The sequence below is a fragment of the Agrobacterium sp. A3-95 genome (assembly GCF_053521785.1).
In genome coordinates, this window is the sequence record NZ_JBNWDR010000011.1 from 61,634 (window position 1) to 75,539 (window position 13,906).

Consider the following 13,906-nt stretch of genomic DNA (forward strand, 5'->3'; position numbering starts at 1 on the left):
CCGGAGTAGACGCCATGGAACTGGGCGAACAGATCATCAATCCAACGGAAGACCGGCTGCGGCTTTCGACGCAATACGGTGTTAAGCGCCTTGTCATTGACAGCAGGCCGAACGAACAGCTGAAAGACAGCGACGGCGTCTGGGACGCGGCCAAGGTCAAGGCGCAGCGGCAATGGGTCGAGGGCTTCGACATGTCGCTCGACGTGCTCGCACTCGACGTCGATTCCATCCTGTTGGACAGCATCCACAATCCGGAAAAGGCAAAGAAGACAGCAGAACGGCTGCGCAAGGACATTCAGGCGGCGGCCGATGGCGGCATCCCGATCCTGAAATACAATCTTCAGATGGTCGGCATCACCCGCACCGGCTTTGTCGAAGGTCGCGGCGGCGTGCGTGGTAGCGCCTTCAGGGCGGCGCAATATTCGCCTGATTCCGACAGCAAGTTTTCCTACTGGGGCGTCGGCCATCCCGGTGCCGACCAGCACGGGTCCGACATCGCTGCCAACGCGCTCGGCACAAAGGAGGCCGTAGGACAGGTTCTCGGAACAAGCTCCGGTGGCGTCACGCAGCAGCAGGGCTGGGATGCGCTGGAATATTTCGTTGAGCAGGTTATCCCCACGGCCGAGAAGGCCGGGATCCGCCTAGCCGCCCACCCCCATGATCCTGCTTACCCGCTGGGCGGATTGAACGGAGTGGAGCATGTCGTTGGATCTATCGAGGGAATTCGCCGTTTCCTCGACATTGCTCCAGAAAGCAAAGCGCATGGCCTGAACTTCTGCCAAGGCACCGTTGCCGAAATGTCTGAGGACCCGTCGGACTATGTCGTGCGAGCCATCCGGGAATTCGGCGGGCGTGACCGCATCTACATGGTCCACTTCCGCAACATCAAGGGTGGCTACCTGGATTTCTCCGAATGCTTCCCGGATGACGGCAGCGTCGACATGGCTGCATCGATCCGCGCCTATCGCGAAGTCGGCTATGATGGCATCCTTTGCCCCGACCATGTGCCGGTTTCGGATCTCGACCCGGCGCGCGAACGATTCTTCGGATTCGCCCTCGGCTATACTCGCGGCCTTCTGCACGCGATCCCCGCCTGAAAACAAGTGATTGGAAACGAAAATGGATCTCAATGGCGTATTGCTGATCGGTGGCGAGGAGAAGCGCGGTGCCTCTGGCGAAATCTTCGGATATGACGCCGCGACCGGTGCACGATTGCCCGTTGGCTTTGGCGGCGCAACCTTGGAAGACCTAGACCATGCGGCTTCGCTCGCCTGGCAGGCCTTCCCCGTCTACCGGGAGACCGCCCTGGAAGACCGGGCAATGTTTCTGGAATCGATCGGGCAGAATATCCTCGACCTCGGCAACAGTCTCGTCGAACGGGCGATGCAGGAGACCGGCCTGCCGCGTGGCCGCATCGAAGGCGAGCGCATGCGCACCGTCAATCAGTTGCGGATGTTTGCGACCGAGGTCCGCTCTGGCAACTTCCTCGAGCGGCGGTTCGATCCGGCCAATCCGGAACGCGTGCCGCCGAAGCCAGACCTGAAGCTCCGCAATATCGGGGTCGGTCCTGTCGCCGTCTTCGGCGCGTCGAATTTCCCGCTGGCCTTCTCAGTTGCCGGCGGCGATACCGCCTCCGCGCTGGCGGCAGGCTGCCCCGTCATCGTAAAAGCCCATTCCGCCCATCCTGGCACATCCGAACTGGTAGGGCGCGCCGTCGCGAAGGCCGTGAAGGATTGCGCCATGCCGGCCGGAACCTTCGCACTGCTTTTCGATAGCGGCCGTGACGTCGGCCAGGGGCTTGTGGCCGACCATCGTATCCGTGCGGTCGGCTTCACCGGCTCTCGTGGAGGTGGAACGGCACTGATGAAGATTGCAGCCGCCCGCCGTCAGCCGATCCCGGTCTATGCCGAAATGAGCAGCATCAATCCCGTCATTCTCTTTCCGCACGCGCTGAAAAACCGCGGCGCCGAGATCGGCCGCGGCTTCGTCGCCTCGCTCACGTTGGGTGCGGGCCAGTTCTGCACAAACCCCGGTCTGGTGATCGCGATCGATGGCGAAGGCCTCGATGCATTCCTGGCCGCCGCCGCGGAGAGCCTTGCCGGCGCCCCGGCGCAGACGATGCTGACCGCAGGCATCTGCAAGGCCTTCGTCTCGGGCGTCGCCCAGATATCGGCGAACCCGAACGTTGAAAAGGTTGGCGAAGGCAAGGCCGGCGAGACCGGCCAGGCGAGCGCCGCGCTGTTCCAGACCAGCGCCGCAGCGTTTCTCGGCGACGCCTCGCTGCAGGAAGAAATGTTCGGCGCGGCGAGCCTCGTCGTGCGCTGCAAGGACGAGGCCGAGGTCGTTGCGGTCCTCGAAGCGCTCGAAGGGCAGCTGACAGCGGCGTTGCACATCGACGACGGCGACCATGCGGCGGCGCTGCGGATCGTTCCGATGCTGGAGCTTCTGGCCGGGCGCGTTCTTGTCAACGGTTTCGGAACGGGCGTCGAGGTGTCGCCGGCCATGGTCCATGGCGGTCCCTACCCTTCGACATCGGATGGCCGCTCGACATCTGTCGGCACGATGGCGATCTACCGCTTCCTCCGGCCGGTCTGCTATCAGGATTTTCCAGCTGACCTGCAGCCCGCCGTTTTTGCTTGAGTTGACATCGAGACGGTGGATGGGCCCAGGCCCATCCACCGTCTTTTCTACAAATCTTTCAAATGCGCCCTAATGCGTCTGACGCGGCTCAATCGAACTGCAAAACGCTCGATCCTACCCAGCCTGGAAGCTGATCCGGTCTCGCCGGTGCAAACAGTTCGTAATAGACGCATCCCTCGGGACCAACACCGATTGCGGCATGCCTCGACCCTGAAGGGAAAAAGACAAGATCGCCCGGATTGACGTCGAACTCGCGTCCATCGACGACCAAACGGCACGTACCCGAGACCATGACGAGAATCTGCTCGTTGTCGTGCCAATGCGTCTTTCCATCAAATGTCGCATCTGCGGCAGTCGTGACACGCACCGCGGAGATCTTGTCTCCGCATATCCCTTTGCGATCTGACCCCGCGCGCATTCCTGCGACAACAGGTATTTTCGACCAATCAATCAGCACAATCGCCACTCCTTCAGATGCTTGAAATCAAACCGCCATCGATGCGGATGACGGACCCGGTGATGTAGGATGCGCGCGTGCTGGCGATGAACGTCACGACATCGGCATATTCCTGCGGATCGCCGTAGCGCCCGACGGGAATCGATGCGGTGCTCTGCGCGGAGACATCGCTTGCGGTGCGTCCCTCCCGCTTCGCCTTCTGTTCATCAAGAAAGGCAATGCGCTGGGTGTTCACCCGGCCGGGAAGAACGACATTGGCGGTGATCCCGTCGGAGCCGACTTCGCCCGCCAACGTTTTCGACCAGCCGACGAGGGACAGCCGCAGCGCATTCGATATGCCCAGGTTCGGAATGGGTGCCACGACGCCTGACGAGGTCGACGTGATGATGCGGCCCCATTTGCGGGCGCGCATACCGGGAATGACCCCATCGGTGATGGCGATGACGGACAGAACCATCGCCTCGAAATGCTTCAGCCAGAGGGCGGGGTCCTGACCCGTCGCCGCCGTCGGCGGCGGCCCGCCGGTGTTGTTGACCAGAATGTCCACCTCCCCCAGGGACTCGCCAATGGCAACGAGCCTTTCTGGTATGCCTGCAAGGTCGGCCAGATCCCACTGCAGCGCAAGGGATGTCCCGCCAGCCTGCCGGATGGCGTCCGCGGTGGCATCACCGGCCTCCTTGCTGATATCGGCCACGGCGACACGCGCCCCTTCGGCGGCCAACGTCCGCGCGATCGCCCCACCGAGGCCGCCACCCCCGCCGAGCACGAGCGCCGTCTTTCCCTCAAGACCCAGATCCATCGTCCTTCTCCTTTATTATCCGTCAGGCCTTCGCCCTGTATTCCCTGATGAGGCCGTCCTTCGGCTCAAGGCCGAAACCCGGCTGCTGCGAAACCGTCAGGTAACCACCCTCCGGCTGCGGCACGTCCTTGAAGATCGCGTTGTAGGCCATCCACTTGTGGAAGTGGTATTCGACGAGGCCGCCGTTCGCGACGCCGGCATGCAGCGCGATATTGTGCGGTCCGTTGCCATTGCCATGGCTGAGTGGGATGTTGAACGCCCGCGCCAGCGCGGCGGTCCGCAACGCGGCGGTCAGGCCGCCGTCGTTGTTGATGTTGGGCTGGATGAAATCCACCGCGCCCGCCTGAAGCAATTGCAGTGCGGAGAAGCGTTCGTTCTCCGCAGCCGCAACCGGAATGGTCGTCCTGGAGCGCAGATGCGCCATGTTGGCGGGATCGTTGTAGTGGATCGGCTCCTCGATGAAGCTGATGTCGAGTTCTTGGCAAAGCGTGCACAGTTTGACGGCCTCGGCGATCGACATGCGAAGATTGCCATCCATCGACAGCTGGATGTCCGGTCCGACTGCGTCGCGCATCGCCTTCATCCGCAGGTAGTCTTCACGCGGATCGGGAGTTGGCTGGCGGCCGACTGTGTTTTTCAAGTGCGTATTGCCCATCTTGACGAGATGCACTGCTTCGGCGGCCAGTTCCTCCGGCGTGTAAGCCGGAGCGCCCGCATACGCCGCGCCGTGGGTAACATAGACAGGCACCCTGTCGCGCGCTCCGCCCAGCAGATGGTGAACGGGTTTGCCCAACGTTTTGCCCTTGATGTCCCACAGCGCTACGTCGATCATGGCTAGAGCAGATACCAACACTCGGCCAAGCGGCCTGTCGAAGGTGTGCCTGTCGAACAGCATCGGGATATGCTCGGTCCGGAACGGGTCGGTGCCCAAGATCGCTGGCGTTAGGTATTTGTTGATCAGGTCGATCGCGACGGGATGCGTGTAGCCGCTCGTCGCCCAGCCAATGACGCCGTCATTCGTCTCGATCTCTAGGAGAAGGGCGCCTTCATTGTTCGGCAGTGTTCGAAACGGAGGCGTCTGGATGGGAATATTCTGGAGTTTATGCGCTTCTATGCGCGCAATCTTCTGGGTGCTTTCGACTACGCGCATCTCGTGCGCGACCGCCTGACTTAACATGATTTTCCTCCCGCTCGTGCAATGCCTACGAGCGCGGACCATAACGGCGGTCATTATGGGTGTGAAATTGAAATATCTGGTGGATTATTCAGTTTTTGGTGACAATAAGATCACGGATCAATTGAGAAAGCCGTGCGGCTGTGGGCGACAGGGTCTGTCTGTTGATTTTCACTGAGAATTGGCTCTGACGCACATTTGCTGACGTTCCGCTTCTACGATACGCCGATCAGTCTTGCTTGCAGCAAATCGAGCTTTGCTCTTCCATACATCTGGCGCTTGATGAGCTTCAGGCGCGTGATCTGGCCTTCAGTCTGACCATTTGACCACGGTGAGATGATCGCATTTCTGACAGCATCAAGGTCTTTTTCGACGCCGCCAGCAAACGATCCGACCAAGCTGTTTTTAGCGGCTTCCAACCACTCGTCGAGCTTGCGCGCTGTCTTCGAGCGGATCATGGACTGGAAATCGCCGATGGCCGTACGAGCGACTACAAGCTCCGGGACGTTCACCTCGATCGCCGCTACGAGGATCGCTTCGGACTTCGCAAGGTTATCACGTGCGGTAGTCATGAGCCGTGCGATGACCCGCGCGGATGGCGTTCTGGCGAGCCCGCTCTGATTGGCCTTTTCCGCAAGACGTCGGCGTTGCGCCCATTGCGAGACGACGCCACTCTGCCCCGCAAAACCCTTCGTCTTCATCTCACGCCAAAGTGCCGAAGCGTTCCGCGCCCCTTCCTCCCAGCGGCTGTTGAGCCAGGGCAGCCAGCTATCCAGAGAGCTGGGGCGCGTTCGGAATACGTCGAGACGCTGACCCCTTAGAATGTCGCGAACGAGCTTCCGGCTATGGCCGGTTTGCCGCACGATCTGTCGAATGGATGTTCCCTTCTTCGACAGCTCCCGGACCGCCTCGTTCGTTTCCTGCCGGCGTAGATATCCTTCATACTGCAGCTTCTCAGCGTATGTCAGAAGCTTGGGATCAACGACATTGCTGCCGACAGCCTGTCTGATCTGCCGCATCGACTTGCCGACAGCGTCGAGAAAGGCCCGGCTGGAGTTCTCCATCAGGTGCCACCGATCGGCGACCTGCGCAGCATCGGGCAATGCCTTCGCTATGGCCTCACCATAACCACCGCCCCGATCACGGGCGACAATCGATATCGACGGATGCTTGGCAAGCCATGTTCGAGAGGTATCCAGCGCGCGATCAGGTAAAAGGGTGACGGGTCTCCGCCGTTCAAGGTCACAAACAATTGTTCCGTAGGTTTGCCCGCGCCTGAAGGCAAAATCGTCGATGCCTATAACCTTGAGGTCTTCGTTCCGGTTGCCAATACGGCGGCGAACCACCCGCAATAACGTGTCGTTGCTCACCGGCACCATCAGGCGTTCGGCAAATGCTGCGGCAGGTCTACCGCCAAGCGCCAGGCCGAGGTGGTGAACAATCGTTTCCAGCCTGTAAGTGCGTCGACCATAGCGAGCCAGCACGTTGTCCCCGAATTGTTCGCTGAAGATACGCCGGCCACACAATACGGCATCGCACCAGAACCGACGCGTCACGACTGTCAGCTCTACCCGCCGGCCACTGAGAGGTAAGTCGGCCGGTCGCCGCTCATATCGGCTTTGAATTCATCGGCTTACTCGCCCGCAGGCTGGACAAGCTGCTGATGGATTGCGCGATCGAAGCCGAATTTGAACACATTCTCCAACGATCTTGACGGCTTCTACTGCAAAGCCGAACGGCGCGAGACTCGCATGCGGCAATCGATGGCCCATTGCTGATCCTCCGGTGAATCAGCAGAAACCTCATGCACGACCGCAGCAAATTTGAGTCAGAGCCAATTCTCGATGGAAATATCCTGTGCTACCGGGTCACTTCTCAGTGGCAATCAACACGCTCGGCCTATACGCTATCGCACGAGACCTATGGCAGCCCGCGCATGACACGGGAATTGCAGGACAGCGGTTTTGCCATCGGTCGACGGCGAACCGCCCGGCTAATGCAAGAGAATGGCCTTCGTGCCCGACAGAAGCGGCGCTTCAAGCGCACGACGGACAGCCAGCATGCCTTCCCCGTTGCGCCCAACATCATCGATCAGGATTTTGCCGCAACCGGGCCCAACCAGAAATGGGGTTCCGATATTTCCTATGTCTGGACACGTGAAGGCTGGCTCTACCTGGCTGTCGTCATCGACATGTTCTCACGACGCGTCATCGGTTGGGAGATCAGCGATCGATTGCACCGAGAACTGGCCATCAATGCCCTTCGAAAAGCCATTACCATGCGTCGTCCAAAGCCCGGCCTGATCCATCATTCCGACCGCGGCAGTCAATATTGTGCCATGGACTATCAGACCATGCTGCGCCGCAATGGCATCCTGATCTCTATGTCGGGAAAGGGAAATTGTTACGATAACGCCATGGTCGAAACGTTCTTCAAGACATTGAAATCAGAACTGATCTGGAGAACCGTCTACCAGACACGCAAGCAGGCGAAAATCGCCATTGCCCGATACATCGATGGCTTCTACAATCCCAAAAGGCGGCACTCGGCGCTTGACTACCTGAGCCCCGCACAGTTCGAGAGACTGACCGCTTGAACTGAAATCGCCTCTCCACTTTTCCGGGGCAAGTCCAATCTGATCCTGTCCGGTTTTTATGGGGCAACTCCAGAAAATGAAGATTACATCGGAGAACCAAGTATCGGATGGTCAAACAGCGTCCATAGCGTGCAGTCTCACTATGGCAACGTTGCCTCTGGTCCAGGGACGAACGCTTCGCCCCAAGTTAGCCTGCATAAATTATTGTGTAGTTTCGAAATGCGCCGCGAGCTACCATTCAGCAACGCTGCCATCCTCGTGTCGCCAGACAGGATTGCGCCAGCGATGGCCTATTTTGCCTTTCTCGAGAAGAAGCTCTTCGTCGATTTTCACGCCCAGTCCCGGCCCCTGGGGTATGGCGACAAAACCATCCTCGTAGCCGAAGACATCTTTGTTGGTAATGTAGTCGAGGAGATCGCTACCCTTGTTGTAGTGGATGCCGAGGCTCTGCTCCTGAATGAAAGCGTTATAGCTGACGGCATCGAGCTGCAGGCAGGCCGCAAGCGCAATCGGGCCGAGCGGGCAATGGGGTGCCAAGGCGACATCGTAGGCTTCCGCCATCGTCGCGATCTTGCGGCATTCGGTAATACCGCCCGCATGCGAGAGATCGGGCTGGATGATATCGACATAACCATTGGCCAAGACTGATTTGAAATCCCAGCGTGAGTAAAGCCGCTCACCCAACGCAATCGGCGCCGAGCAATGGTTGGCGATCTCCTTCAGCGACTCCAGGTTTTCGGAGAGCACCGGTTCCTCGATGAACATCAGCTTGAATTGTTCGAGTTCCTTGGCCAGAACCTTTGCCATCGGCTTGTGCACCCGGCCGTGGAAATCGGCACCGATGCCGATATGGGGTCCGACCGCATCCCGCACAGCTCCGATCGTCGCGACAACCGCATCAATCTTGTCATGACCATCAACGATCTGCAGTTCCTCTGCACCGTTAAGTTTGAGTGCCTTGAACCCGGCAGAGACCACATCCCTTGCATTGCGGGTGATATCGCTCGGGCGGTCGCCGCCGATCCAGGAATAGACCTTGATCTTGTCGCGGCACTGCCCGCCGAGCAACGCGTGGACCGGTTGGCCGAGCGCCTTGCCCTTGATATCCCAAAGTGCCTGGTCGATGCCGGCGATGGCGCTCATGTGGATCGCACCGCCGCGGTAAAAACCGCCGCGATACATCACGTTCCAATGATCCTCGATCAGGAACGGGTCCTTGCCAATCAGATAATCCTCAAGCTCGTGGACAGCCGCCTGCACCGTCAGCGCCCGCCCCTCGACGACCGGTTCGCCCCAGCCGGTGATGCCCTCGTCTGTCTCGATCTTGAGAAACATCCAACGTGGCGGGACGATATAGGTCGTGAGTTTTGTGATCTTCATGACGTGCCTGCCTCCAAGTTTTCACTGCTACATCCCCGCGACGGCCGCTCAGCCGGAGATAGAATATCCGCCATCGACCGGGATCGCCGTGCCGGTGATGAACTGTGACCGCGGCCCCGCCAGAAACGCGGCAATGCCTTCGAAATCCTCGCCAATTCCCCAGCGTCCGGCAGGGGTGCGCGATATCACCTTGTCGTTCAGTCCCGCGACGTCCTGCCGCGCGGAGGCGCCAAGGTCGGTATCAATCCAGCCCGGCAGAACCGCGTTGACCTGGATATTGTCCGGTGCCCAGGCGACTGCGAGCGATCGGGTGAGCTGGACAATGCCACCCTTGCTTGCGCCGTAAGCCGGCGCAAAGGATGCGCCGAATATCGACGTCATCGAACCGATATTGATGATCTTGCCGTTGCCGGACGCCTTCAGTGCCGGGTAGGCGGCCTGCGCGCAGACGAATGCTGCCGTCAGATTGGTCTGGATGATCCGGTGCCAGTCGGCCAGATCGTAGATTTCAGGCGCTTGACGAACGTTGATGCCTGCATTGTTGACGAGAATATCCAATCGCCCTTCGGCCTCGGCAAGGTTCCGGACCGCGTCCGTGCAGGCACTCTCGTCGCTGACGTCCACTTCGAGAAAGCGGCCGGCGGCACCGGTAGCCTTCAGAAGCCGCAGCGCGTCTTCGCCCTTGGATTGATTGCGCCCGGCAATCACCACTCTCGCGCCCGCCTTTGCCAGGCCGAGCGCCATGGAAAGCCCGATACCGCCATTGCCGCCGGTGACTAGCGCCACTTTTCCGGCAAGTGAAGACATAGAGTTTGTCATCGCACCACCACAGATCAGAATGAAAGCTGAACCTTCATAGACCGCGAACGATCCGTCGCCAGCATGAAGGCCTCATCCGCCTGCTGAAAAGGCAGGGTATCCGTTACCAGGGGCTTCAGATCGAAACCGCCGGCGTTCATCAGGTCCACCGCAAGCTGGAACTCGGTGTCGAACCGAAAAGTGCCGCGCAACTGCAGTTCCTTGGTGACGATGGCATTGATCGGCAAGGTCACGTCACCGCCAAGGCCGACCTGCACGATGATGCCGCCTGCCCGGATGGCCGCAAGCGCACCGTTGAGCGCAACCTGATTGCCGGAAGCCTCGAACAGGACGTCGATCGTGCCCTTGCCGGCGGTATAGGGTGCCAGCGCGTCGGGCGTCGTCGCCATGTTGAGGACTTCGGTAGCACCGAGCGCCCTGGCGATCTTGAGCGGAAATTCCCCAACGTCTGTGGCGATGATCTCCGCCGCTCCGCTGTAGCGGGCGGCGAGCACGCATAATGCGCCGATCGGGCCACAGCCGGTGACAAGCACGCGCTTGCCCAGAAGCGAGCCGGCCTGTTTGGCCGCATGAAGGACGACCGCAAGCGGTTCGGCCATGGCCGCCTCCGGCATGGTGACGTGATCGGCGATCGGGATCGCCTGGACGGCACTGACGGTGATGTTCTGGCGAAAACCGCCCTGTGCATGCGGAAGTCGCATGGCGCTGCCCATGAACTGCATATTGAGGCACTGGTTATGTGCGCCCTGGCGGCAGTATTCGCATTCGTTGCAAGGAGAGCTGGGATTGACCGACACCCGCATGCCCGGCACGAGATGCGATACGCCCGAACCGCATTCCTCGATAATGCCTGCCATCTCGTGTCCGAGCGCCACCGGTTCGCGCACCCGGATGGTACCGGAGCCGCCATGCAGGTAATAGTGCAGGTCGGAACCGCAGATCCCACCGGCCTTGATGGCGATCCTGACTTGGCCGGCAGCCGGTGCGACACTTGCCACCGGCTCGATCCGCAGATCCTTCTGCGCGTGAATGATAACGCCTAACATCGAACTCATCCTTCCTGATATCGTTATGACGGGGATTCTGGCGCTCAGAGCACCGAGATCATGCCACCGTCGACATAGATGATCTGGCCGTTGACATATCCGGAGGCATCCGAGGCCAGAAAGATCGCCGTTCCGACCAGTTCGTCGGGCCGGCCCCAGCGTCGCGCCGGCGTCCGGGTTTTTACCCAGCCGTCGAATTGCGGGTTGTTGACCAGCGCCTCGTTCATGTCGGTCAGCATGTATCCCGGACCGATGGCATTGGCCTGCAGTCCGTGTTCGCCCCACTCCGCCGCCATGGCCTTGGTCAGCATCTTTACGCCGCCCTTGGCAACCGTATATGGCGCGACCGTGGCGCGTGCCAGTTCGCTGGTGAGCGAACCGATGTTGATGATCTTGCCGTAACCGCGTGGAATCATTCGGCGTGCCGCGGCGCGGCCGATGACGAAGGCACTGGTCAGGTTGGTGTCGATCACCCTCTGCCAGTCGGCGGTGGCGAGATCCACCATCGGCTTTCGAAACTGAATGCCGGCGTTGTTGACAAGAATGTCGATCGCAAGGCCATCATCGTCGAAGCGCTTGAACGCGGCGTCGATGGCGGCCTCGTCGGTCACGTCGAACGCGCTGCCGGAGACGTCGAAACCCTTCGCGGCTAACTCCGAGATCGCAGTATCCAGCCTTGCCGGATCGGTACCGTTGAGAACGATGCGGGCACCGGTGGCGGCCAGACCCTCTGCAATCGCTCGCCCAAGACCGCGCGACGACCCGGTTACCAGGGCGGTCTTGCCAGTCAGATCAAATAGCGTCGTGGACATGGGTATTCCTCATTCAAAATCGGTTGTGCGGACGATGAGATCAGACCGCTCGAAGACGGCCGGCAGCAACTCGACACCAAGGCCCGGACCATCCATCGGGTAAACATAGCCGCCTTCGATCCGCGGCACGGCGGTGACCAGCTCCTTATACCAGCCGGTATAGAAGGCCCGCACGGACTCCTGGATCAAAGTATTCGGCTGGCTGAACGACATGTGGATGGCGGCGGCGAATCCGACCGGGCCGATGCAGTCATGCGGCGCAAAGGGCCGGTGGTAGGTTTCCGCCATCGAGGCAATCTTGCGTCCCTCGGTCAAGCCGCCGGTCCAGCACAGATCGACCATCACGACATGGGCCGCATCCCGATCGAGCATGTCCTTGTAAGGGAAGCGTGTTCCGAGCGTTTCGCTGGCGCAGACCCAGACATCCGTCGAGCGTGCGTATTCGGCGAGTGCCTGCGGCGAGTTCATCCGGATCGGGTCTTCGTACCAATAGGGCTTGTAGGGTTCGAGCGCGCGGGCGATCTTCATCGCTGTGGGCAGGTTCCACAACGAATGGAATTCAACCATGATGTCCATCTTGTCGCCGACAGCCTTGCGGATCTTCTCGAAGGGCGAAATCGCCTGCTTCATCTGCTCGGCGGAGATGTTCAGGCCATTGCTCTCGATCGCTGCAGGATCGAAAGGCCAGATCTTCATCGCCGTGATGCCGTTCTCGAGCAGGTTCTCGGCCAGAGCGCCGGCATCCGTCATGAAGCCTTCCAGATCCTCATAAGGACCGGCGGCTTCACTTTTCTTGAAGTTCCAGTTCGAGACCGGCTTGATGTTGTTGGAGCGGACATAGCCGTAGCCTGCGCAGGTGTTATACACGCGCAGCTTTTCGGCACACAATCCACCCAGCATCTGGTGGACGGGCTGATTGCAAACCTTGCCGAAAATATCCCACAGGGCGATGTCGATCGCCGATACGGCGCGATGCTCGACGCCGGTGGAAGACTGTGCCATCGGCAGGTTGAGCATTTCCTTATGCAGCGCCTCGATATGTAGGGGGTTCTTGCCCATCAGACGACCGCACAGCGTGTCGTGGATATGGGCTTCGACTGCGCCAGCACCGTAGAAGGTTTCGCCAAGCCCGATGATGCCTGCGTCGGTATGGACGCGGACCCACAACACGTTGGCGAATTCTTTGGTTCTCAGGGTTTCGATACGGGTGATCTTCACGCTAGGTATTCCTTCTCCTGATTGCGGCGGACAGTCAGGAAAGGCTTTCCTGTGTTGCCGGCAATTCCTTTGAAATTTTGCGAAATCTGAAATATTGAGAAATTTCTCAACGCAACGTTTTGCAGTTGCCGGGGCGGATCGGTATCGTCAAGCAGAACCTCAAGGAATGAAGAATGGCCGGCAAAAACACGACCATGACGACGGAGTCGGATGGCAACCCGCAGGAAAAGAGACGCAACGGCGTCAACCTGACCGACCTCGCCTACGAGCGGATCGAACATCTGATCATTACCTGCGAACTTCGGCCGGGTCGTTTTCTGTCCATCCAGGAACTGCAACAGGTCACCGGTCTGAGCCGAACGCCGGTCCATCAGGCCGTCAGCCGGCTGGCGGCCGACACTCTGGTGATCATTCAACCGCGCCACGGCCTGCAGATCGCACCGATCGATCTTGCCAGAGAAAGAATGCTTCTGCGGCTCCGCCGCGATCTCGAGCGCTTCGTCGTTTCCCTTGCAGCGGAGCACTCGACGTCGACGCATCGTTCGCAGATGCTGCACATCACTCGCATCCTCAAGGATCAGCGCGAAACGATGGCGATCAGCGAGTTCAACATCTTCGACAGACGCATCGACAAGCTTATCCTGTTGGCGGCAGGTGAGCCGTTTCTGGAGCACACGCTGCGTCCGCTGCACACATTGTTCCGACGCATAGGCCTGATCCATCACCGCAATATCGGCGGCGCAGAGAGCCTTGCGGGGACCATCAACAGCCACATTGCTGTTCTTGAAGCCATCGCCAAACGCAACGTTTCGCTCGCCGTCGAGGCGTCGGATCATCTGATCGACTTTGTCGACCGGATGTTCGACACGCTCGAACGCGATATCGATCCCTCCATTTTCGATTCGAGCCTGGAATCGCTGGTGTCGCTTTAAACGATTCCGCTTGGCATGCTTGCTTGTCATGAT

Annotated in this window: 11 protein-coding genes and 2 pseudogenes; 4 read left to right on the plus strand and 9 right to left on the minus strand. The window is 59.8% G+C overall.

Annotated features, from left to right (window positions below):
- Positions 1 to 14 precede the first annotated feature (14 nt).
- Together ACQZ5Y_RS23975 and ACQZ5Y_RS23980 are read left to right on the plus strand one after the other, a co-directional pair.
- Complete coding sequence (locus tag ACQZ5Y_RS23975; protein ID WP_121557865.1) at positions 15 to 1,097, plus strand: mannonate dehydratase; 1,083 nt, start codon at positions 15 to 17, stop codon at positions 1,095 to 1,097.
- A gap of 22 nt (positions 1,098 to 1,119) precedes the next feature.
- Positions 1,120 to 2,640 carry an aldehyde dehydrogenase (NADP(+)) gene (locus ACQZ5Y_RS23980; protein ID WP_121557864.1) on the plus strand — a complete coding sequence of 507 codons (1,521 nt, stop codon included), beginning with the start codon at positions 1,120 to 1,122 and terminating at the stop codon, positions 2,638 to 2,640.
- An 88-nt stretch (positions 2,641 to 2,728) separates the two neighbouring features.
- On the opposite strand, the gene ACQZ5Y_RS23985 is transcribed toward ACQZ5Y_RS23980, so the two are convergent.
- The 4 genes and pseudogenes from ACQZ5Y_RS23985 to ACQZ5Y_RS24000 form a co-directional block, all read right to left on the minus strand.
- Positions 2,729 to 3,007 (minus strand): cupin domain-containing protein, encoded by a 279-nt coding sequence (locus ACQZ5Y_RS23985; RefSeq protein ID WP_211380951.1) that lies wholly within the window; start codon positions 3,005 to 3,007, stop codon positions 2,729 to 2,731.
- Between the two features lie 103 nt (positions 3,008 to 3,110).
- Positions 3,111 to 3,896, minus strand: coding sequence for an SDR family oxidoreductase (locus ACQZ5Y_RS23990; RefSeq protein WP_121557863.1), 786 nt, complete (start codon positions 3,894 to 3,896; stop codon positions 3,111 to 3,113).
- Between the two features lie 22 nt (positions 3,897 to 3,918).
- Complete coding sequence (locus ACQZ5Y_RS23995; protein WP_121557862.1) at positions 3,919 to 5,073, minus strand: mandelate racemase/muconate lactonizing enzyme family protein; 1,155 nt, start codon at positions 5,071 to 5,073, stop codon at positions 3,919 to 3,921.
- Between the two features lie 212 nt (positions 5,074 to 5,285).
- A pseudogene (locus ACQZ5Y_RS24000) lies at positions 5,286 to 6,842 on the minus strand (ISL3 family transposase).
- A gap of 119 nt (positions 6,843 to 6,961) precedes the next feature.
- Between ACQZ5Y_RS24000 and ACQZ5Y_RS24005 the strand changes: the two are divergent.
- Positions 6,962 to 7,666: pseudogene (locus ACQZ5Y_RS24005) on the plus strand (IS3 family transposase); the annotation flags it as partial.
- 231 nt (positions 7,667 to 7,897) lie between these two features.
- Here the strand turns inward: ACQZ5Y_RS24005 and dgoD are convergent.
- The 5 genes from dgoD to ACQZ5Y_RS24030 are packed head-to-tail and all read right to left on the minus strand — an operon-like array spanning position 7,898 to position 12,941.
- Positions 7,898 to 9,046, minus strand: coding sequence for a galactonate dehydratase (dgoD, locus tag ACQZ5Y_RS24010; RefSeq protein ID WP_121557861.1), 1,149 nt, complete (start codon positions 9,044 to 9,046; stop codon positions 7,898 to 7,900).
- A gap of 48 nt (positions 9,047 to 9,094) precedes the next feature.
- Entirely contained in the window at positions 9,095 to 9,865 is a 771-nt protein-coding gene (locus tag ACQZ5Y_RS24015; protein ID WP_121557860.1) for an SDR family NAD(P)-dependent oxidoreductase, read from the minus strand.
- 14 nt (positions 9,866 to 9,879) lie between these two features.
- Entirely contained in the window at positions 9,880 to 10,911 is a 1,032-nt protein-coding gene (locus ACQZ5Y_RS24020; protein ID WP_121557859.1) for an L-idonate 5-dehydrogenase, read from the minus strand.
- Positions 10,912 to 10,955: 44 nt separating this feature from the next.
- Complete coding sequence (locus tag ACQZ5Y_RS24025; protein ID WP_121557858.1) at positions 10,956 to 11,723, minus strand: SDR family oxidoreductase; 768 nt, start codon at positions 11,721 to 11,723, stop codon at positions 10,956 to 10,958.
- Between the two features lie 9 nt (positions 11,724 to 11,732).
- Positions 11,733 to 12,941 carry a mandelate racemase/muconate lactonizing enzyme family protein gene (locus ACQZ5Y_RS24030; protein WP_121557857.1) on the minus strand — a complete coding sequence of 403 codons (1,209 nt, stop codon included), beginning with the start codon at positions 12,939 to 12,941 and terminating at the stop codon, positions 11,733 to 11,735.
- 173 nt (positions 12,942 to 13,114) lie between these two features.
- Here ACQZ5Y_RS24030 and ACQZ5Y_RS24035 point away from each other — a divergent pair, with 173 nt between their 5' ends.
- Complete coding sequence (locus ACQZ5Y_RS24035) at positions 13,115 to 13,873, plus strand: GntR family transcriptional regulator (RefSeq protein ID WP_121557856.1); 759 nt, start codon at positions 13,115 to 13,117, stop codon at positions 13,871 to 13,873.
- Positions 13,874 to 13,906 lie beyond the last annotated feature (33 nt).

Coding starts and splice junctions, on each gene's coding strand:
- ACQZ5Y_RS23975 (WP_121557865.1), top strand. CDS start 15: ATGGAACTGGGCGAACAGATCATCAATCCAACGGAAGACCGGCTGCGG.
- ACQZ5Y_RS23980 (WP_121557864.1), top strand. CDS start 1,120: ATGGATCTCAATGGCGTATTGCTGATCGGTGGCGAGGAGAAGCGCGGT.
- ACQZ5Y_RS23990 (WP_121557863.1), bottom strand. CDS start 3,896: ATGGATCTGGGTCTTGAGGGAAAGACGGCGCTCGTGCTCGGCGGGGGT.
- ACQZ5Y_RS23995 (WP_121557862.1), bottom strand. CDS start 5,073: ATGTTAAGTCAGGCGGTCGCGCACGAGATGCGCGTAGTCGAAAGCACC.
- dgoD (WP_121557861.1), bottom strand. CDS start 9,046: ATGAAGATCACAAAACTCACGACCTATATCGTCCCGCCACGTTGGATG.
- ACQZ5Y_RS24015 (WP_121557860.1), bottom strand. CDS start 9,865: ATGACAAACTCTATGTCTTCACTTGCCGGAAAAGTGGCGCTAGTCACC.
- ACQZ5Y_RS24020 (WP_121557859.1), bottom strand. CDS start 10,911: ATGTTAGGCGTTATCATTCACGCGCAGAAGGATCTGCGGATCGAGCCG.
- ACQZ5Y_RS24025 (WP_121557858.1), bottom strand. CDS start 11,723: ATGTCCACGACGCTATTTGATCTGACTGGCAAGACCGCCCTGGTAACC.
- ACQZ5Y_RS24035 (WP_121557856.1), top strand. CDS start 13,115: ATGGCCGGCAAAAACACGACCATGACGACGGAGTCGGATGGCAACCCG.